The organism is Bifidobacterium biavatii DSM 23969, assembly GCF_000741165.1.
Taxonomy (GTDB): Bacteria; Actinomycetota; Actinomycetes; order Actinomycetales; family Bifidobacteriaceae; genus Bifidobacterium; species Bifidobacterium biavatii.
This window is the reverse complement of the sequence record NZ_JGYN01000024.1, coordinates 37549-58474: the sequence shown is the minus strand read 5'-3', so window position 1 is coordinate 58474 and position 20926 is coordinate 37549. Positions and strand designations below refer to the sequence as shown.

Sequence of the window (20926 nt, the reverse complement as noted above, 5' to 3'; positions counted from 1 at the left end):
GCGGCATCACCCGCGTCGAACGCGTCGAGGCCGTGGCCGGCAACGCGTACAGCGCGGTCTCCGACCCGGCGTTCGCCGACAAGGGCGAATAGAGGCGAATACAATAGGCGGCGAGCGGGTGCGCCAAACACCCGCAAGCCACGCACCCACACAGGAAAGGCGGTCGTCATGGTCGACGCGGCACGGTTCACGGCAGAATCGAAGGCGGGTAACCCCCGCATGAACCCCCAATGCGTCGTCCAGGGCGACCGCTGGCGCATCGGCATCCTCACCGACTCGCTGGTGCGCCTCGAATGGTCCGACAGCGGCGAATTCGTCGACGACCGCACGCAAACCGTCGTCAGCCGCGACTTCGGCAGCGTGCCGCGCTTCGACGTGCGCCGTGACGCGGACGGTTGGATCGACATCGAAACTGACCATCTGCGCATCTCGTACAACGGCGAGCCGTTCAGTGCGGAAGGTCTTGCGGTCACTGTCAAGGACTCGCCGTCGCAGCACAACACGTGGCGCTACGGCGACTCGCAGTCCGCCAACAGCGGCGGCACCACGCGCACGCTCGACCAGGTCGACGGTCCTACGCCGCTCGAACCGGGCCTGCTGTCCGGCGACGGCTGGGCGATCATCGACGATTCGGCCGACAATCTCGTGCGCGACATGCCCGAGGTCAACGGCCGGACCAACCCGTTCGGCGAATGGGTCAAGGCCAAGCCGCACGCCACGCGCGACCTGTATCTGTTCGGCCATGCGGGGCGCATCCGCGAGGCGCTGCGCGACTACTACCGTCTCACCGGCCCCGTCCCGCTGCTGCCGCGTTGGGCGTTCGGCAACTGGTGGAGCCGCTACCACCGCTATTCGGACGGAGAATACCGCACGCTCGTCGAACGCTTTGAGCGCGAAGGCGTGCCGTTCACCGTCGCCGTGATCGACATGGACTGGCACGTCACCGACGTGGACCCGAAGTACGGCTCCGGCTGGACCGGATTCACCTGGAACCGCGACCTGTTCGCGCATCCGGCCGAATTCCTTGGCTGGCTGCACGACCACGGCATGCGCACCACGCTCAACCTGCACCCGCGCGACGGCATCCGCGCGTTCGAGGAATCCTACGAACGCGTCTGCAAGGCGCTCGGCAAGGACCCGGCGCAGGGCAGCGCCGTCGAATTCGACGCGGCCGACCCCGCGTTCATGAACGCCTACTTCGAGCAGGTGCTCCACCCGCTCGAGGACGAGGGCGTCGACTTCTGGTGGATCGACTGGCAGCAGGACGGTGTCACTCGCGTCAAGGGCCTCGACCCGCTGTGGATGCTCAACCACCTGCACTATCTCGACTCGTCCCGCCGCGGCGAACGGCCGATCACGTTCTCCCGCTACTCCGGATACGGCTCGCACCGCTACCCGGTCGGCTTCTCCGGCGACACGGTCGTCACGTGGGAGTCGCTCAAATTCCAGCCGTACTTCACCGCCATGGCCTCCAACATCGGCTACGGATGGTGGAGCCACGACATCGGCGGCCACATGTTCGGCTACCGCGACGAGGAGCTGGAAGCCCGATGGTACCAGCTCGGCACGTTCAGTCCGATCAACCGCCTGCACTCGACCGACTCGCCGTTCAACGGCAAGGAACCGTGGAACTTCCACGCCGAGACCCGCGCGGCCATGACGGACGCGCTCAGATTGCGCCACCGGCTCATCCCGTACCTGTACTCGATGAACCGCCGCGCCGCCGTCGACGGCGAACCGCTCATCGAGCCCATGTACTGGCGGTATACGGGCGGCAACGTGCCCACCGAATTCCGCTTCGGCACCGAACTCATCGTCTCGCCGATCCTCGAGGCCGGCAGCCGTGAGACGCAGCGCGCCAAAGCCGACGTGTGGTTCCCGCATGGCGACTGGTTCGACTTCTTCGACGGGCGCCACTATGCGTCCCGGCCGGATTGCGGCCGCACGATGCAGGCGTGGCGCGGACTCGACCGCATGCCCGTGTTCGCCAAGGCCGGTGGCATCGTGCCGATGCAGCGGCTCGCCGACGACGCGACCGACGGTGCTCACGACGGCACGACGAACGGCCCGCTCAACTCGACCGACAATCCGACCGCGCTCGACGTGCTCGTTTTCCCCGGAGCGGACGGCTCGTTCGCGCTGTGGGAGGACGACGGCGGCATCGGTGAAGCCAATCACTGGACCCGCACCGACCTTACGCTCGACTGGGCGCATGGCGCGTTCACTGTCGCCGCAGCGGCGGGGGAGCGGATCGCCGTTCCCGAACGTCGGTCGTGGCGCGTCGTGTTCCGCGGCGTCGCCGATCCGGCCGCCGAGCGCGTGCACGATCGCAGCGACAGTCTCGCGAACGGTCCTGCAAACGATGCGGCCGACGATCGCACACGCGACCTGTCCCGCATCGTCACCGCGACGATCGGCGGCCGCACGGTCGACTGCGGTGCGACGTACGACGAGGCGACGCTCAGCCTGACCGTCGACGTCGCCGACGTGCCGATCACGGACGACCTGCGCATCGTCGTCGACGGCGGGCTCGAGATCGCACCGCAGCCGACCGAACGCGACGCGTTCGCCGTGCTGCGCGACGCGCAGATGCTCTACTTCACCAAGGAACGCGCGTGGGATCTCGTGCGGCGCGAGGGCGCGAACGCGCTCGCCTCGCTGCACACACTCGAAATGCCCGCGGGCGACTACGGGGAACCGCAGTGGTTCTCCTCGCACATGCCGCAAAGCGTCGTCGAAGCGCTCGCGGAAGTGCTGCTGCGCGGCTGATTCAGCCGGCGCGCAACAGACCTGCGACCGCAGCCACGGTCGCACGCGCGGTCGGGACGGGGGCTCCTCCTCCCGCACCCGGCCGCCATCATCAACCTGCGTGACCGGTTCGTCACGCATCTTCCCAACAACCATTTCCCGATAACGCCCCACATCACAGCCGTCCCATGCGGCCGGCCGGGCGCAAGCATGCCCGAAGAACGGGCGCAAGACCAGGACGGTCCGGGAACTATCACAAATGTGTCGGCGCAAGGCAGAGCCGACGACAGGAAAGGAAACCGATGAACAAGAAGACACTCATGTCCGTGTCACGCCGATTCATGGCGGCGGCGCTCGCGGGCGCCATGCTCGCCTCGCTCGCGGCGTGCTCGGCCACGGGCGCGTCCGGCGTGAAGTACACGGTCACGCCCGAAAACGAGAACGAGGAGCTCATCCTCAAGAACCAGCCCGAATCCTCCTACTGGTTCCCCGACACCCTACTCGAATGGAACGCCAAGGACGATCCGGACCTCGCCTACAACGTGAGCACCGTGCCGCTCGCCAAGCGCGTCGACAAGAAGGACCTCAAGGCTGTCAACAAGACCCAGAACACGGACACCAAGGTGATGGCCATCTCCATCATGAACTCGTCCACGTCGGGCAACGCGCCGCACGGCCTGAACAACGCGAACGCCAACACGTTCTCCTACTGGCAGTACGTTGACCAGCTCGTCTACTGGGGCGGCTCGTCCGGCGAGGGCATCATCGTGCCGCCCAGCCCGGATGTCACCGACATGGCCCACACCAACGGCGTGCCCGTGCTCGGCACCGTGTTCTTCCCGCAGAACGTGTCCGGCGGCAAGGTCGAATGGCTCGACCAGACCCTCCAGCAGAACGAGGACGGTTCCTTCCCGGTGGCCGACAAGCTCATCGAGGTCGCCCAGACGTACGGCTTCGACGGCTGGTTCATCAACCAGGAGACCGAAGGCGAGAACGAAACCTCGCTCGGTGCCAAGTACGCCGAGAAGATGCAGGCGTTCATCAAGTACCTGAAGGAGCAGGCGCCCGACCTGCGCGTCGTCTACTACGATTCGATGACCAAGGACGGCACGATCGACTGGCAGAACGCGCTCACCGACGAGAACAAGATGTTCATGACCGACGGCAAAACGCAGGTCGCCGACGACATGTTCCTCAACTTCTGGTGGACCGAGGACGAGCTGGCCAACAAGAACCTGCTCAAGGCGTCCGCCGACAAGGCCACCGAAATCGGCGTCGACCCGTACTCGCTGTACGCGGGCGTCGACGTGCAGGCCAACGGCTACGACACGCCGGTCAAGTGGAACCTGCTCGCCGGCTCCGACGGCAAGACCCACACGTCGCTCGGCCTGTACTGCCCGAGCTGGGCCTACTGGGCGGCCGGCAACCCGACCACGTTCCGCGCCAACGAAAGCCGCCTGTGGGTCAACAAGGCCGGCGACCCGAGCCAGAACGACTCGTACGACGGCGACGAGGCGTGGCAGGGCGTGTCCAACTATGTGGTCGAACAGTCAGCCATCACGTCGCTGCCGTTCGTCACGAACTTCAACAACGGTTCCGGTTACGGCTTCTCTCGCGACGGCAAGCAGATCTCGAAGATGGACTGGAACAACCGCTCCGTCTCTGACATCCAGCCGACCTACCGCTGGATCGTTTCCGACGAGGGCGGCAACAAGACCAAGGCCGACTACTCCGACGCTGAGGCGTGGTACGGCGGCTCGTCGCTCAAGTTCTCTGGCGTGGCCAAGAAGGGCGGCTCCACCGACGTACGCCTGTATTCGGCCGACGTCAAGCTCGCCGACAAGACCGAACTGTCGATGACGGCCAAGGCGAACGCCGCCACCAAACTTGACGCCGTGCTCACGTTCGCTGACGGTTCGAGCGAAACCGTCGCGCCGAAGTCGAACAAGAAGATCGGCGAGGACTGGACGACAGTCACATACGACGTGTCCAAGTACGCCGGCAAGTCGATGACCGGATTCGACATCCGTTACCAGAGCGACGAGGACAAGGCCGGCTACCAGCTGCTGCTCGGCAACATCACGCTCAAGGACGGCGCCGAGAAGACGTCGGCCGGCAAGGTCACGTCGGTCAGCGTCGACGACAAGCAGTTCGACGACGACGCGATTTATGCCGGCGTGCGCCTGTCGTGGAAGGCCGACGGCGACGCGGCCGCGTACGAGGTGTACAAGATCAACGAGGACAAGTCCCGTTCCTTCCTCGGCATCTCCAACGTCGAGAACTTCTACGCCGCGTCCCTGACCCGCACAGGCGACACGAACAACACCACGTTCGAAGTCGTGCCCGTCGACCGCTACGGCAACCAGGGCACATCCGCCACGACCGACATGGACTGGCCGGACAACAGCAAGCCGAAGGCCGCCGCCACCGTCTCCCGCACGCTCATCGGCGTGGGCGACGAGGTCACGTTCACCTCCGCCAGTTCCAAGAACACCAAGAGCGTCTCGTGGTCGCTGCCCGGCTCCAGCCAGGAGAAGGCCGACGGCGACAAGGTCACCGTCACCTACGACAAGGAAGGCGTGTACGACGTCGAGATCACCGCGAAGAACGACAGCGGCACGGCCACGACCAAGCTTGCCGGCGAAATCGTCGTCTCCTCGAAGATCAAGTCCGGCGGCGCACTGACGCTGCTCTCGCAGGGCAAGGCCACCGAGGCCGACGGCTTCACCAACGGCAACGAGAAGCCCGACTTTGCAGTCGACGGCGACACGTCCAAGAAGTGGTGCGTCACCGGTCCGGCCCCGCACGAGATCACGGTGGACTTGGGCGACGTGAAAACCGTCAGCCAGGTCGACATCGCCCACGCGCAGGCCGGCGGCGAGGACGCGAGCATGAACACGCAGGCGTACTCGATCGCCGTGAGCGAGGACGGCAAGGAGTTCACCACCGTGGCGACCGTCAAGGGCAACACGGCCGGCAACACGTCCGACGCGTTCGCTCCGGTCAACGCCCGCTACGTCAAACTCGTGGTCGACAAGCCGACGCAGGGCAGCGACACCGCGGCCCGCATCTACGAGATGCAGGTGCTCGGCGCGGACGGCGCGATCCTGTAATGCCGGTTCCGGCGTGAACATGGTTCCGGTGTGAACGTGAGGTCCCGTGGAATGATTCCTGATAACGGAATTCGTTCCACGGGATCGTCCCATATGTTGTCAATCTGTCAATAACCGGCGCGGCGTTGCGGTACACTGAGATAAACCGGTTTAGTGAATCCTGTCAAGAGTGTGACGGGGGCAACGCCGCTGTACGAATGGAAGTGAATCAATGGTGACGAAAAGCCCCGACGAGGCCGGGGGCGGCGCCGGCCGAACCCCGGGAACCGCGGCGAAACCCCGCCGCGTGGGCCTCAAGGACATTGCCGATGAGCTCGGCATCTCCCAGACCGCCGTGTCGTTCGCGATCAACGACCGGCCCGGCGTCTCCGAGGAAACCAAGCGCAAGGTCAAGCAGGCCGCGGCCAAACTCGGCTGGAGTCCGGTGTATGCCGCGCAGGCGCTCGGCTCGTCCAAAACTATGACCGTCGGCTTCGCCCCGACCCGCTCGACCGACGGCCTGCAGGACGAAACCTTCATGCTGCACTTCATGTCCGGCCTGCATGAATCGTTCAGTCGCAAGGGTTATGGCTTGCTCTACCGCCCCTGCTCGTCGCAGCGCGAGGAACTGTCCGTTTACAAGGACTGGGCGCGACGCAAGCGCGTCGACGGTGTGGTGCTCGTCGACCTGCGCGCCGACGACCCGCGACCGGCCCTGCTCGCCGACCTCGGCGTTCCCGCCGTGCTCGCCGGCGGCCCCGATCCGAGCGGACTCATGCCGTCCCTGTCGATCGACGACTCGGGCACCATGGAAACGGTGCTCAAGCACCTGCTCGACCAGGGGCACCGCCGCATCGCCTACCTGTCCGGCGACCCGACGCTCGACTACAGCAAGGACCGCGAGGCGTCGTTCCGTGCGTTCGCCAAGAAAAAGCGGCTCGAATCCATCCATGTGGCCTTCACCGACTTCGACACGGCCAAGGCTGCCGACCTGACGCTGCAGATGCTGCGCCTGCCCGTGCCGCCCACCGCGTTCATCTATGAAAGCGAAACGCTCGCCGCCGCCAGCCTGCACGCCGTCACCGAACGGCTCGTCGACGAGGACCTCGCCGGCCTGTCGGGGGAGCGGCGCTATCCCGGTGGCCTGCCCGCCATCGTCAGCTTCGAGGACAGCTTCGTGTGCGAGGCGGCCTACCCGTCCATCACGTCGGTGCACCGCGACGCCGGCGAATACGGCGCGAAAGTGGCCCGGCTGCTGCTTAAGGTGCTTGCCGGCGAGCAGGTGAGCGGTAACCGCAAGATCCTCACCCCCACGCTCGTCGTACGCGACAGCACACTCAAGTCCATCTGAGCGTGCGCGTTGTACACTGATGGGACAATGGATGCGAGCGACCATGGGGGAGCGGCATGGAAAGCAATGAGGACATGAAACGTGATCTCGCGACGATTGATGAGGCGATCGCGCGCGGACGGTTCAAGGACGATTGGGCGTCGCTGCAACAGCATCGCACGCCGCAGTGGTTCGAGGACGCGAAGTTCGGCATCTTCATCCACTGGGGCGTCTACTCGGTGCCATCGTTCGGCAGCGAATGGTATTCGCGCAACATGTACATTCAGGGGTCGAAGGAGTTCGAGCACCACGTCGCGACCTACGGGCCGCAGAAGGAGTTCGGCTACAAGGACTTCATTCCGATGTTCACTGCGCCGCGTTTCGACCCGGACGCGTGGGCGGATCTGTTCAAGCGTACCGGCGCCCGATATGTGGTGCCGGTCGCCGAACACCATGACGGGTTCCAGATGTACCGGAGCCGTCTGTCGCACTGGAACGCGGTGGAGATGGGGCCGAAGCGCGACGTGCTCGGCGAGCTGACGCGCGCGTTCCACGAGCGTGGGTTGGTGAACGGCGCGTCGTCGCACCGTGTGGAGCACTGGTTCTTCATGGGCCACGGTAAGGAGTTCGACAGCGACATCCACGAGCCGCTCAGACGCGGCGACTTCTACTGGCCGGCCATGCCGGAGCCAGACCACATGGACCAACACGGCAAGCCGGCTCCGACCGCGGAGTTCCTTGAGGACTGGCTGCTGCGCGCGTGTGAGATCGTGGACGAGTACCGGCCGAAGGTGCTCTATTTCGACTGGTGGATCCTGCACGAGGCCGTCCAGCCGTATCTGAAGAAGTTCGCCGCGTACTACTACGACCGGGCGGACGAATGGAGCGAGGAAGTCACGATCTGCTACAAGCAGGATTCGTTCATGTTCGGCACCGCCACGCCGGACGTGGAGCGCGGGCAGCTCGCCGAGGCGAAGCCGTACCATTGGCAGACTGACATGGCGATTGCGTTGAACTCGTGGTGTTACACCGAAAATAACCAGTACCGCCCGTACGAGGAGATCCTGCAGGATCTGGTCGACATCGTCTCCAAGAACGGCAACCTGCTGCTCAACGTCGGCCCGAAACCGGACGGCACGATCGGCGACGAGGATCTCGCCGTGCTCAACGGCATCGGCGGCTGGATGCGCGTCAACGGTGAGGCGATTTATGGTTCCAAGCCGTGGAAGCGGTTCGGCGAAGGCCCGACGCAGATCATCGAAGGCCAGTTCTCCGATGCGGTCAAGAAGAACTTCACTTCGCGCGACGTGCGGTACACGGTCAACGGTTCCAATCTGTATGCGATCGCCATGCGCCCGGCGGCCGATGGCGTGTACCGTTTCGAACGGCTCAAGGAAGGTGACGCTGAGCACAACGCCGACTTCCACGGGCTCATCGACCATGTCGACGTGCTCGGCGTCGCGGACCATGTCGCATGGAAACGCGACGACACTGCGCTCGAAGTGCACGCGCCGACGATCCCCGGCGATGCCCCGGTCGTCTTCCGCGTCGCTGTCGCCTGACGGCAATCGCTTTGCCCATATGAAAGAGGCTTCCCGTAAGTGTGCGGGAAGCCTCTTTCGCATGATGATGAGTTAAGGAGATGGACACGGCATGCGTTGCGTGCCGAAGTCAGGATCGGCGCGCAACGCTACGACATCACTCCGCGTTCTTGACGGCCGTGGCGATGGACACCGACGGGTCGAGGAACGGGATGAGCGTGGACTGGAACGCGTGGTACAGGTCGGACTTGCCCGGCCACACGGTGCCGATCACGTGGTTGTCCTTGTCGAGCTGGTGGAACCAGGAACCGCCCTGGTGGTCGATGACGTACTCGTCGACGTACTGCGCGAACGTGGCGTACCACTGCGCGTACTCGTCCTTGCCGGTCGCCGCGTACAGCGAGGCGGAGGTGTTGAGCGCCTCTGCCAGAGTCCAGTGCATGCGGTCGGTGACCACCGGCTTGCCGTTCCAGTCGGTCGTGTAGGCGAGGCCCACGGTACCGTCCGCGTTCCACGCGTCGGCGACGGCGCGTGCGAACAAATGCTCGGCGGCCTCGACGTACGAGGCGGCCACGTCCGCGTTCGGGAAGGAGCTGAGCGCCCACTGGGTGATCAGGCGCGCCCATTCGATGCCGTGGCCCGGGGTGGCGCCGTACGGCTTGAACTGATCGTCCTTCTTGTCGGCGTTGAACTCGAGTTCGACGGTCCAGTCGGAGCCGAAGTGCTCCGGGATGCGCCACTCGTTGTTCTCGGCCCAGCCGAGCACGTGCTTGATGATGCGGCCGGCGCGCACACGGTAGGAGTTGTCGCCGGTGGCATCGGCCACGGCGAGGAACGCCTCGACAGTGTGCATGTTCGCGTTGAGGCCGCGGTACGGGTCGAGCTCGGTGAATTCAGTGTTCCAGGTGTCCACCGCGAGGCCGGTCTCCTCGTCCCAGAAGTGCTTGTCGTAGGTGGCGAGCGCCTCGTCGAGCAGCTCCTTGGCGCCCGGGCGGCCGGCGAGCAGCGCAGAGGATGCGGCGAGGATCACGAACGCGTGCGCGTAGCAGACCTTGCCCGGCTCCGGGGTGCCGTCCTCGTGCACCTGCGGATACCAGCCGCCGTTCTTGTCGTCGTGCAGGACGCCGGTCAGGCCCGCGAGTGCCTTGTTGGCCAGTTCGCCGGCGCCCGGATAGCCGAGCATCTCGCCGATGGAGTAGACGTGCGCCATGCGGCTGGTGATCCAGGTCTCCTCGCCGTGCGACGGGTCGATGGTGCCGTCGGAGTTCAGCCAGCCGGAACCGCCGACGGCTGCCGGAAAGCCCTTGCCGAAGTTCAGCAGCTCGTAGGTTTCCGAGGCCATGAAGATGCGGTTGGCTTCAGTGCCGAGCACGTACTTGGGATTGGTGGTCATAGTATTCCTTCCTTGGGTTTTGTCGGCCGTGGCCGAAGGGTTGTGGTTGTCAGGACAGTGTTGGGAAAGCGCTTACCGTTCTGGGATTATTATACGCATGTTTCGTCAGCGCTTGACGCGAATGTCGAAGTAGTCCATCACCAGCTCGCAGAACATCATGTTCGACCAGCTGAACCATTCGCGCGTGTACTTCGTCGGATCGTTCACGTCGATGCCCTCGTGCATCAGGTGCGTGCCCGCGTCGGTGGCGACGAGCCGGTCGAGCACCTGCGCCTTGTAGTCGTGGTCGTCGCTGGTCATCGCCTCGACGGCGAGCGCAATCGGCCACACGTAGTTCTCCGGCGTATGCGGCGAGCCGATGCCGCGCAGATGCTTGCCCTCGTAGTAGTACGGGTTCTCGCGGCTGAGCAGCGTGCGGCGCGTCGCCAGATACGTCGGATCGTCCGGCTTGCAGAAGCCCAGATACGGCGCGGCCATGAGGCTCGGCACGTTGCTGTCGTCCATGATGTTGAAGTGGCCGAGGCCGTCCGTCTCGTACGCCCAGATCGTCTCGCCCTGAGCGTTGGTCGTCGTCGCATGACGCGCGATGCCGTCCGTGATCGACGCGCGCAGATCTGCCGCGCGGCCGGCGATCGCCGGATCGTTCAGAACGTCGCCGCCGAAGATGCGATCCAGATAGCCCATGACCACGGCCGCGAACATGTTCGACGGCACGAGATAGTGATACGTGCACGCGTCGTCGCTCGGGCGGAAGCCGGACCACGTCATGCCGGTGACGGCGACGGGGGAGCCCTTGCCGTCGTTGACGAGCGACTCGGTGGGGATGTCGCAGTCGCGCACGAAGAAGTACGGCGAGCGCGCCGCATGGTCCTGTTCCGTTTCGAATACGTCGAGGACGCGCTTCACGCCGGCGACGAACTCGTCGTCGAACTGCGAGGTGCGGCCGGTGTTCGCGTAGAGCAGCCATGCGAGCTGGATCGGATAGCACAGCGAGTCCACCTCGTACTTGCGCTCCCACAGCCACGGGCTGGAGAAGTCGGAGCGGTCGTCCTTGTCCCAGCTGGCGCCGGACGGCGTCTCGTTGAATGCGTTCGCGTACGGGTCGATGTTGATGAAGCGGAACTGCTGGCGCACCAGGCCTTCGATCATCGCGGCCAGATCGTCGTCTTCGGCGGCGATGGGCAGGTACGGGCGCAGCTGGGCGGTCGAATCGCGCAGCCACATCGCAGGAATGTCGCCGGTGAGCAGGAACGTGGTGCCGTCCTCGTGGCGGTTCACGGTGGTGGTGAGCGTGTTCGCAAAGCACGCGTTGAAGTTCTCCGCCCATCTGGCGTGCTCCTCGCCACACAGGTCGGTGATGCGCTGCATAAACGCCGCCACGCTGGAGGGGATCTCGGTGTATGCCATGGTGGTCCGCCTAACTTCTTTGTTAACGATGTTAATCAATGTTGTCGGGACTATTCTAAATCGGTTTAGTTCCCGACACGCCATCATGCGCGAAAAGGCGGTGATCCACTGACTGGGGGAGATGGAAACCATGCGTGAGCGCCGTAAGGCAGGCGGTGGGCGGGCCATAGAACAGGAGACACGAAAAAGGCCCCGCCGAAGCGGGGCCTGTGTCCCTGGAAAGAAAGAGTGGGAATCGGTTCCGAAAAGGAACCGTCAGTTGGCGATCTCGCCCTTCTCGGTCATGGCCTTGAGCTGGGCCGGGGTGTACTTGTCGCGCTTGAACTCGGAGACGAAGTACAGACCCACGATGAGCAGCTCGATGGCCGGCAGAATGAACGAGAACTGCATGTTCACCGCGTCGGAGAGCGCGCCCTGCGCCATCGGCAGGATCGCGCCGCCGACCAGCGCCATCACGATGATCGCGCCGGCGGTCTCGGTGTGGCGACGGTCCTCGACGGTCTTGAGCGTGCGCGAGTAGATCGTCGGCCAGCCCGGTCCCAAGAACAGGGAGACGAGCACGGCCAGCCAGACGGACGCCATGCCAGGCACGAACGCCGTGCCGATGAGCACCACGCAACCGACGATCATGTAGACCGCGAGCACGCGCGTCTCGCGGAACTTCGACAGCAGGTAGGAGGCGGAGATACGGCCGACGAAGAAGATGATGTAGCTGATCATCATGTAGTTTGCGGATTCGCGGTCGGAGATCGGGGCGCCGGCCTGTTCGGACACGTTGAGCGCCAGTCGCATGGTGAACGACCAGATGCCGGTTTGCGCGCCGATGTAGATGAACTGGATTGCGATGCCCTGCCAGAAGCGGCCGTTGTGGCCGAGATAGTTCATCGTTTCGCCGAGCGTGGCCTTGGCCACGTCGCCTTCCTTGGTCTGCGGGCGGCACTTCGGGAACTTGACGATCGCGAACAGCACGATGAACACGAGCATGACGATCATGACCACGATGTACGGCTGCAGCGTGCGGCCAAGCTGTTCGGAGGCGAGATCGAGCGCGCCCTGCGGATCGGTCTTGCGCAGCTTCTCCATCTCGGTGTGCAGGTTGGAGTCCTGGAACACGAAGTACTTGCCGAGCAGCACGCCGGTGAGCAGGCCGAGCGCGTTCATGGTCTGCGCGACGTTCAGGCGCAGCGTGCTCAGGCGCTTCGGGCCGAGCAGCGTGGCGTACGTGTCGGCGGAGGTTTCGAGGAAGCTCAGACCGATCGCCTCGACGAAGATGGCGAACAGGAAGATCTCGTACGTGATCAGACGAGAGGCCGGGAAGAAGATGAAGCAGCCGAGCGCGAAGAACGCGAGGCCGGTCATGATGCCCACCTTGTAGCTGGTCTTCTTGATGAACAGCGAGGCGGGGATGGCGATGATGAAGTATCCGGCGTAGAACGCGCTCTGCACGAGCGCGGTCTGCATGTCGGTCAGCTCGAACACCGGCTTGAACTGGGTGATGAGCACGTCGTTGAGGCTCGAGGCGATCGCCCAGAAGGCGAACAGCACCGAAGTCATCGCGAACTGGAGCACCGGCGTGCGGTCGAGATATCCGTCGGGGCTTTCCACCCACGGCGTGGTCTTGTCAGCGGTCTTGCCCATGATAAATGTCCCCCTTTTCGAACGTGCAGGCAATGGTTCCTGATAGCTGACGTCGGCGGCCCTGTGACCTCTTGGCCGCCCGAAAAGTCACATGATCTGGCAGAACTCGATGACTTCGTGGTTGGGGCCGAGCACGTTGAAGTAGCGGATGCCGTGCTCCCAGAAGGTGTCGATGTGCTGAATGGAGCCCTCGACGAAGTTCAGGCCGAGCTTCTGCGCTTCGGCGAACGAGGCTTCGATATCGGTCGAGTCGAGTGCGAAGTGGTTGATCGCGCCGTTTTCCATCGGCGTCGGGTTCATGGTCCACACCTCGAGCGTGAGGTTGTTCAGGCGCAGGAACGTGCAGCGGTCCTCGCCGTTCGGGTAGATGCCGAGGCATTCGAATCCGAGCTTCTCGTAATAGGCGATGGTGCCCTCGAGATCGGTGGTGGGGATGCCGACGTGCTGCACGCCGGTGACGGTGTCGCGAATGCTCATGGGAGTCCTCCTTCGGAAAATGAGCCCTTGTCGGCCGGCCTCTTGGCCGCGCGGCGATGCGGGCGTGGAGGCACAACCTTGTCCCAGTATATGTCGAACCGGTTCTATGGGCGGAATTCGGCGGATTTTCCCGCGTGTCCGGAATGTCGTTAGCGCGCACATCCGGCGCGGAGCACTGGGGTTGCCTCGTCGCGGCAATGGCGCGGCAACGAGATGCAGCTGCAACGCATACGACGAACGTCGTCCTCTCGTCCCTGATGCAATGCGGGGACAAGAGGACGGCGTTCGATGGGCTGGCCGATCAGACGGCCGGTTGACCAGATGACCGGGCGTCTGATCGAAGGTCGGTCATCGGACCGATCACTCGCCGGCTTCGGCGAGGTAGTCCGGCATGACCTCCGGGTACTTCGGCCACGCGCCGGCCTGCGTGCACACGTAGGCGGCGGTGTTCACGGCGGCGCGATGGGCCTCGGCCAGCGTGGAGCCGGTGAGGATCTTGCCGGTGAACGTGCCGGAGAAGGAATCGCCGGCGCCCACGGTGTCGTTGACCTCGACGTGCGGGGTGTTCAGCGTCGAGGATTCGCCGTTCTTGGAGATGATGGTGGAGAAGGTCGAACCGCCGGTCAGGATGATGTAATCCAGGCCGTATTCGTTCATGAACCAGCGGCAGGCCTCGTCGTCGGAGGTGCCGCGGATGTCGAACATGTCGCGCAGGAGCAGTAGTTCGGCGTCGTTGATCTTGAACACGGTGGCGTAGCCGAGCAGCTCTTCGATGAGCTCCTTGGAGTAGTGGTCACCACGCAGGTTGATGTCGAAGAAGCGCATCGCGGACGGCTTGGTGTGCTTGAGCAGCTCGACGATGGTGTCGTGCGACTCGGGGGAGCGCAGGGCCAGCGTGCCAAAGCAGACGGCGTCGGCCTTCTCGGCGACCTCGATGAGCTGGCGGGTGAGCAGGATGTGATCCCATGCCACGCCCTTGACGATGGTGTACTCCGGGATGCCGTTCTTCAGGGCCACTTCGACGGTGGAGGTCGGCCAGGCGTTGCGCTGGATGATGGTGTGGATGCCGGCCTTCTCGGCTTCCACGAGCAGCTCGTCGCCGAGTTCGTCCTCGCCGACCGCGCTGATGGACCAGCCTTCGGTGCCGTTCATCATCGCGTGGTACGCGAAGTTGACGGGGGCGCCGCCTGCACGCTTGCCTCCGGGCAGCATGTCCCACAGCAGTTCTCCAAGGGACAGGACGATGGGCTTGGCCATGATGGTTCCTTTCTTGTTTGTGGCCCGCGGCCGTGCGGACGTGGGCACTTGCACTTTCGATTGTAGTTGCAAATCTTGTTGGCGCGCCGGTCAGGCGGGCTCGAGGAACGCCGAGGGGCGTTCGAGGAATCGGTCGATTGCCACCGCCGCTGCTCCGCCGAGCGCCGCGTCCGAGGGGAGCGACGAGAGTGTGATGACGGTCGACTCATTGAGTTCGGGCAGCACGTGCCGGTCGACGGTTTCCCGTACGACGTCGAGCAGCAGCGGTCCGGCCGCCGCGCCGATGTCGCCGATGACGATCCGTTCGGGATTGAACATGTTGATGATGGTCACGCAGCCGAACGCGATGTAGCGTGCGGCCTTGCGCACGATCGCCGTCGCGCGTTCGTCGCCGTCCGCGGCCTTGGCGAACAGTGCGCGGCATGCCTGCGCGTGCGTAAGCCGGTCCGCGCCGTCGATCAGGTCGCCCGCCTCGACGATCATGCGGTGGATGGCGGTGGCCGAGCAGTAGCGTTCGAGGCAGCCGACATTGCCGCATTCGCACGGCAGTCCGTTGACGACGTCGACGCTGACGTGGCCGAGTTCGGTGGCCGCGCCGAGATGGCCGTCGATGATGCGCCCGCGTTCGACGACACCCAGTCCCACGCCTTCGCCGATCAGATAGTAGGCGAGCGAGTCGGCCCCCGCGTTGACCGGGTCGAACAGGCACTGCGCGAGCGCTCCCGCACGGGCGTCCTGCTCGACGAACACGGGCACGCGGAAGGCGTGTGCGAATTCGTCGAGGAAGTTGACCCGCTTCCACCCCTGCATGGAGGAGACGACCGCGGTGCGCCCGGAATCCTTGAGATACGGGCCGGGCACTGCCATGCCGACGGCCACGATCGATTGGTCGGCGTCGAGCATGGCGTCCACGATGCGATGGATTTCGGCGAGCGTGGCGGGGATCTTGTCTTCGGTGACCTTGTCCAGCTCGCGCACGTCGAGCGGCGTGCCGGCGAGGTCGAACAGGCCGATTTGGACGATGCTGCGGGCGAACTTGACGCCGACGACGTGGAACGAGCCGATGTTGAGCTCGAGCCCGATGGAACGGCGGTTCTTGCGTCCCTCCATGCCTCCGGTTTCGCGGATCACGCCGGTTTCGATGAGTCGCGCGGTGATCTTGGTGACGGCGGCCGGGGTGAGTCCCAGCGCTTCGGCGATCTGCGCGCGCGAGCATACACCGTTGCGGTACAGGTGACGCATGATGCGTGAGCGGTTCGCTTCGGAGACGGATGCGATGGACGTTGCGGTGATGCCGTTGTCTGCCATGTCCTGCTCCTTTGCTGGCTCGTTGCGTCGTCGCGTGGCGCGTACGGTTGTGGTGCGGTATCGTCGTGCTTGGATCGGCGGTGATGTGTTCGTCGTTGAAGCTGAACGATGTTTATATATTAACGCCGTTAATCAATGATCGCAAATCGATTGACGCACGGCGTGTCGCCTATTTGCCACGGTCGCGGCGATGCGACAATCTGGAACATGACGCGCTCGGCTTTGTCCCGTGCGTGGCAGTGATACACGGGAGAGAGCATCGAAGGAGATGGGATGACACTGGAAATCGCGGTACAGGACGTCGACGGCGCGATCATCGCGCTTGAGGAGGGTGCGGACCGCATCGAGCTGTGCATGGCGCTCGGCGCCACCGGGGGAGTGACCCCGAGTTTCGGACTTATCCAGTCATGCGCGCACGTCGGCGTGCCGCAGGGCGTACAGGCTTTGATCCGCCCGCGCGGCGGCGCGTTCGTGTTCGATGCTGGGGAACTGCACGTCATGGCCGTGGACGTGCGGTCAGCCATTCTCGCCGGCGCGTCCGGTGTGGTGATCGGAGCGCTCAAGCCGGACGGTACCATCGACGTGGCGGCCGCCGAACAGCTGGCCGACGAGGCTCGGGCCGAGGCTGAACGATGCAACCGAAGAGTGCAGATCACGTTCCACCGCGCCTTCGATGTGGTGCCCGATCAGTTCGCCGCGCTCGACACGCTCATCGAGCTCGGCTACACGCGCGTGCTCACCTCCGGTGGCGAGCCCACCGCGCCGCAGGCGCTGGACCGGCTGTGCGATCTCGTCGCGCATGCGGCCGGTCGCATCCAGATCGAGGCTGGTGGCGGTGTGACGATCCCCTCGATACCCGCGCTACGCGCCACCGGCGTCGACGCCGTGCACATGAGCGCTAAAACAACCATTCCGTCTCCCGGGGGTCCGGGCGGCGGCGGCGCGGACGCCCGCATCGAAAAGACGGACCGCTCCGCCGTACGAGCTGCCGTCGCCGCCATGCGTTGACGAGCTTCTGCATTTCGTGTTGTGCTCCCGATCTCTTTGCGAGGATCGGGAGCTTTTTGTTAAGAAGATTTACCAAATGTTGGCTGCAAAGGTAGTTGCATATAGAGTAATGGCTTAATTTCAATGGGTTTCAGTGGAACACGCGGTTAATGTAAAGGTAGTTGACATTTAAGGATTGGCGGTGTAGGGTAAGACGCAGTTGCCACAGTGGAGTGGCAGCCAGACAACTCGAAGAGGAGTGGAATCATGGTGAACAAGAAGAGGCTACTGGCTGGATTTTCGGCCGTTGCGGCACTGTCGATGGGACTCGCGGGCTGCGGCTCCGACACCAGCACCAACAATAATGCGTCCGATGGCGGTTCGTCTGACGGTGGCGTGGTGAACATCACCTACATGCACCGCCTGCCCGACAACGACGGCATGGTGCTCGTCAACGACATCGTCGCCAAGTGGAACAAGGAACATCCCGAGATCCAGGTCAAAGCCACCAAATTCGACGGCAAGGCCTCCGAAATGATCAAGAAGCTCGAGACCGACGTCAAGAACGACAACGCGCCCGATCTGGCGCAGGTCGGCTACGCCGAGCTTCCCGAGGTCTTCACCAAGGACATGCTGCAGGACGTCACCGAATACGCCGAGCAGTACAAGGACCACTTCGCGTCCGGCCCGTACTCCCTCATGCAGGTCGGCGGCAAGTACTTCGGCCTGCCGCAGGACACCGGCCCGCTCGTCTACTTCTACAACAAGGCCGAATTCGACAAGCTCGGCATCACCGTGCCGAAGACCGCCGACGAGATGATCGCCTCCGCCAAGAAGGCCGCGGCCGCGGGCAAGTACATCATGTCCTATCAGCCCGATGAGGCCGGCAACATGATCTCCGGCCTGGCCGGAGCCTCCGGTGGCTGGTACAAGGTCGTGGACGACGCGTGGGTCGTCAACACCGAGACCGACGGCTCCAAGGCTGTCGCCGATCTCTACCAGCAGCTCATCGACGCGAAGGCCGCCACCACCAACGCCCGTTGGGACGCCTCCTTCGATGCCTCGCTGCAGGACGGCTCGCTGATCGGCACCGTCGCCGCCGCATGGGAGGCCCCGCTGTTCATGGCTTCCGCCGGCGATACCGGCGCCGGTGACTGGCAGGTCACCCAGCTCGGCGACTGGTTCGGCAACGCCGGCAAGACCGGCCCCGACGGCGGCTCCGGCGTGGCCGTGCTCAAGACCTCCAAGCATCCGAAGGAGGCGATGGAGTTCCTCGACTGGTTCAACACCCAGATCTCCGACCTCGTTTCCCAGGGCCTCGTGCCAGCCGCCACCACCGCCGACGCCGAAACCCCCGAGAAGTGGGCCGAGTTCTTCGGCGGCCAGGACATCATGGCCGAGTTCAAGACCGCGAACAACAACATGGGCGACTTCACCTACATGCCGGGCTTCTCCGCTGTCGCCGCCGCGATGAACACGACCGCGGCCAAGGCGGTCGACGGTTCCGGCAAGGTCGAGGACATCTTCTCCGTCGCACAGACAACCTCCATCGACACGCTGAAGAACCTCAACCTGTCCGTCAAGGAGTGACGCATGGGTTGCTGACCGGGCCTTTTCCGGCAGATGACAGCCGTTCCCACACCATCTGAAGCAAGGCCGGAGTCCAACGCTCCGGCCTTTCCTTATGAATCGCATCGTATTCCCCAGTCCGAAAGCAAAGGTCGTTCCCATGACTGACACCACGCATGCGGCGAACGTGACCAGGGCCGGATCATCCAAGCCGAAGCGTTCCGACGCCGCCAAGCGCGAGAACCGCACCGGCTGGGCCTTCATGGCCCCGTTCGCCATCCTGTTCGTGCTCGTCTTCATCCTGCCCATCGTCTGGGCCATCTATTCCAGCTTCTTCCGCCAGGTCGCCGAAGGGGGCGGCGCGTACGGCGGCGGCAAGCTCGTCAACAAGTTCGTCGGCCTCCAGAACTTCCAGTACGTCGTCACCTCCGCCGCGTTCTGGTCTGGCATCGGCCGCGTGCTGCTCTACACGCTCATCCAGGTGCCGTTCATGATCATCGCCGCACTGGCGCTCGCCATGCTGCTCGACTCGTTCATCGTCAAGCGCGTCACCGTGTTCCGCCTCGGCTACTTCCTGCCGTATGCCATTCCGGGCGTGGTCGCCTCGATCATCTGGGTGTTCCTGTACAACGGCCAGATCTCGCCGATCGTCAAGGGACTCGCGGCCATCGGCATTAACGTCGACTTCTTCGCCAAGAACATCGTAATCGGCTCGATGGCCAATATCACTACCTGGACGTTCACCGGCTACAACATGCTGATCTTCCTCGCCGCGCTGCAGGCCATCCCGCACGACTTGTACGAGGCCGCCCGCATCGACGGCGCGAACGGATTCCAGATCGCCATGCGCATCAAGCTGCCGAACGTACGCGCCGCCGCCCTGCTTGCCATGCTGCTGTCGATCGTCGGCACCATCCAGCTGTTCAACGAGCCCGAGATCATGTCTGTGTCCGATCCGAGCATCTCCAAGTCGTTCACGCCGATGATGATGGCCCTCTACACCTCGCGCGGCACCCTCACTCCGAGCGGCGATGGTCCCGCGTCGGCCATCGCCATCGTCATGGCGCTGATCGCCGGCATTCTCGCCGCGCTGTACGCCCTCGCCGAAAGGAAGGTGAACCAGGAATGAGCAGCATGACTTCACAGGAGCGCGCCGCCCTGCGCGCGCGCAGAAAGGCCGACCGCATCCGCGACCTGCACGCCAACGACCTGCCCCGTTCCATGCAGCCGTCCGTGGCCGTGCGCACCGTCACCATCGTCGTACTGGTGCTCACGCTCATCTACTTCCTGTTCCCGATCTACTGGGCGATCATCGCCTCCACCAAGACGCCCAGCCAGATGACCGGCAGCAACGGCCTGTGGTTCGCCGTCGGACTCGACCAGCTGCCGAACGCGATCGCCACCAACTACGGCAAGCTGCTGGGCTGGACGCGCGGCAACTTCTGGCGCTGGGTGCTCAACTCGCTGATCTACTCGGGCGTCTCGGCAGCCGTCGGCACGCTCGTTGCCGTCATGGCCGGTTACGCCACCGCCAAGTTCAACTTCCGCGGCAAGAACCTCGCCATCGGCGTCATCATGGGCTGCATGCTCATGCCAGCCGCGCTGCTGACCATCCCGCAGTATTCGATCTTCCACGCGATGCACCTGACCGACACGATGCTCGCCGTCATCATCCCGTGCTGCGTCTCGCCGTTCGGCTTCTTCCTCGGCCGCGTGTACGCGCAGACCTCGGTGCCGAACGAACTGCTTGAAGCCGCGCGCATCGACGGGGCCAGCGAGGCGAGAATCTTCTTCACGATCGTGCTGCGCATCCTCGCGCCGGCGATGGTGACGATCTTCCTGTTCCTGTTCGTTGCGACATGGAACAATTTCCTGCTGCCACTCATGATGATCTCGGCGGACACGTTGAAGCCCGTCACGCTCGGCCTGTACGGCATGGTTTCGCTTGCCACGTTCAACGAGCGCGGCGCCCTGATGATGGGCGCGCTGCTCGGCGTGCTGCCCGTGATCGTGCTCTTCCTCGGCCTCCAGCGCTACTGGCAGGCCGGCCTCGCCGCAGGTGCGGTCAAGGGCTGAGCCGTTAAGCAGACAGCCCAGTGGGCTGTCTGTAGGCTCAGCCTGAGCGAACCGATAGGCGAGCGAAGGCAGCATTGAGTCTCGCGCGTGGCGCGAGTCCGTA

The 20926-nt window shown here is 64.2% G+C and carries 14 protein-coding genes; 8 read left to right on the top strand and 6 right to left on the bottom strand.

From position 1 onward, the window contains the following. Window positions 1-168: 168 nt before the first annotated feature. The 4 genes from BBIA_RS08880 (at window position 169) to BBIA_RS08865 (ending at window position 8732) form a co-directional block, all read left to right on the top strand. Window positions 169-2769 carry a glycoside hydrolase family 31 protein gene (locus BBIA_RS08880; RefSeq protein ID WP_033496217.1) on the top strand — a complete coding sequence of 867 codons (2601 nt, stop codon included), beginning with the start codon at window positions 169-171 and terminating at the stop codon, window positions 2767-2769. Window positions 2770-3050: 281 nt separating this feature from the next. Next, complete coding sequence (locus BBIA_RS08875; protein WP_033496218.1) at window positions 3051-5861, top strand: endo-beta-N-acetylglucosaminidase; 2811 nt, start codon at window positions 3051-3053, stop codon at window positions 5859-5861. Between the two features lie 211 nt (window positions 5862-6072). Continuing rightward, on the top strand, window positions 6073-7191 hold the full coding sequence (locus tag BBIA_RS08870) for a LacI family DNA-binding transcriptional regulator (protein ID WP_081892202.1): 1119 nt from the start codon (window positions 6073-6075) through the stop codon (window positions 7189-7191). A gap of 56 nt (window positions 7192-7247) precedes the next feature. After that, on the top strand, window positions 7248-8732 hold the full coding sequence (locus BBIA_RS08865; RefSeq protein WP_081892200.1) for an alpha-L-fucosidase: 1485 nt from the start codon (window positions 7248-7250) through the stop codon (window positions 8730-8732). 136 nt (window positions 8733-8868) lie between these two features. Here BBIA_RS08865 and BBIA_RS08860 read toward each other — a convergent pair whose 3' ends face one another. The 6 genes from BBIA_RS08860 to BBIA_RS08830 all read right to left on the bottom strand — a co-directional run bounded on the left by BBIA_RS08860 (window position 8869) and on the right by BBIA_RS08830 (window position 16191). Further along, complete coding sequence (locus BBIA_RS08860; protein ID WP_033496220.1) at window positions 8869-10104, bottom strand: AGE family epimerase/isomerase; 1236 nt, start codon at window positions 10102-10104, stop codon at window positions 8869-8871. 105 nt (window positions 10105-10209) lie between these two features. Then, window positions 10210-11511 (bottom strand): glycoside hydrolase family 125 protein, encoded by a 1302-nt coding sequence (locus tag BBIA_RS08855; RefSeq protein WP_033496221.1) that lies wholly within the window; start codon window positions 11509-11511, stop codon window positions 10210-10212. A 255-nt stretch (window positions 11512-11766) separates the two neighbouring features. Next, window positions 11767-13149: an L-fucose:H+ symporter permease gene (fucP, locus tag BBIA_RS08850; protein ID WP_033496223.1), complete on the bottom strand. Its 1383-nt coding sequence runs from the start codon at window positions 13147-13149 to the stop codon at window positions 11767-11769. An 87-nt stretch (window positions 13150-13236) separates the two neighbouring features. After that, entirely contained in the window at window positions 13237-13626 is a 390-nt protein-coding gene (locus tag BBIA_RS08845) for a VOC family protein (protein ID WP_033496225.1), read from the bottom strand. A 360-nt stretch (window positions 13627-13986) separates the two neighbouring features. Then, complete coding sequence (locus BBIA_RS08835) at window positions 13987-14883, bottom strand: carbohydrate kinase family protein (RefSeq protein ID WP_033496229.1); 897 nt, start codon at window positions 14881-14883, stop codon at window positions 13987-13989. Window positions 14884-14973: 90 nt separating this feature from the next. Continuing rightward, the gene (locus BBIA_RS08830) at window positions 14974-16191 is read right to left on the bottom strand and encodes an ROK family transcriptional regulator (protein WP_033496231.1); all 1218 of its coding nucleotides are present in this window, start codon (window positions 16189-16191) and stop codon (window positions 14974-14976) included. Window positions 16192-16464: 273 nt separating this feature from the next. On the opposite strand from BBIA_RS08830, the gene BBIA_RS08825 reads away from it, so the two are divergent. The 4 genes from BBIA_RS08825 to BBIA_RS08810 all read left to right on the top strand — a co-directional run bounded on the left by BBIA_RS08825 (window position 16465) and on the right by BBIA_RS08810 (window position 20823). Further along, entirely contained in the window at window positions 16465-17199 is a 735-nt protein-coding gene (locus tag BBIA_RS08825; RefSeq protein WP_033496233.1) for a copper homeostasis protein CutC, read from the top strand. A gap of 246 nt (window positions 17200-17445) precedes the next feature. After that, window positions 17446-18768, top strand: a complete 1323-nt coding sequence (locus BBIA_RS08820) for an ABC transporter substrate-binding protein (RefSeq protein ID WP_033496235.1) — start codon at window positions 17446-17448, stop codon at window positions 18766-18768. Window positions 18769-18907: 139 nt separating this feature from the next. After that, the gene (locus tag BBIA_RS08815) at window positions 18908-19876 is read left to right on the top strand and encodes a carbohydrate ABC transporter permease (RefSeq protein ID WP_033496237.1); all 969 of its coding nucleotides are present in this window, start codon (window positions 18908-18910) and stop codon (window positions 19874-19876) included. Beyond that, complete coding sequence (locus BBIA_RS08810; protein ID WP_033496239.1) at window positions 19873-20823, top strand: carbohydrate ABC transporter permease; 951 nt, start codon at window positions 19873-19875, stop codon at window positions 20821-20823. Before BBIA_RS08815 ends, BBIA_RS08810 begins: the two co-directional genes overlap by 4 nt. Window positions 20824-20926: the final 103 nt, after the last annotated feature.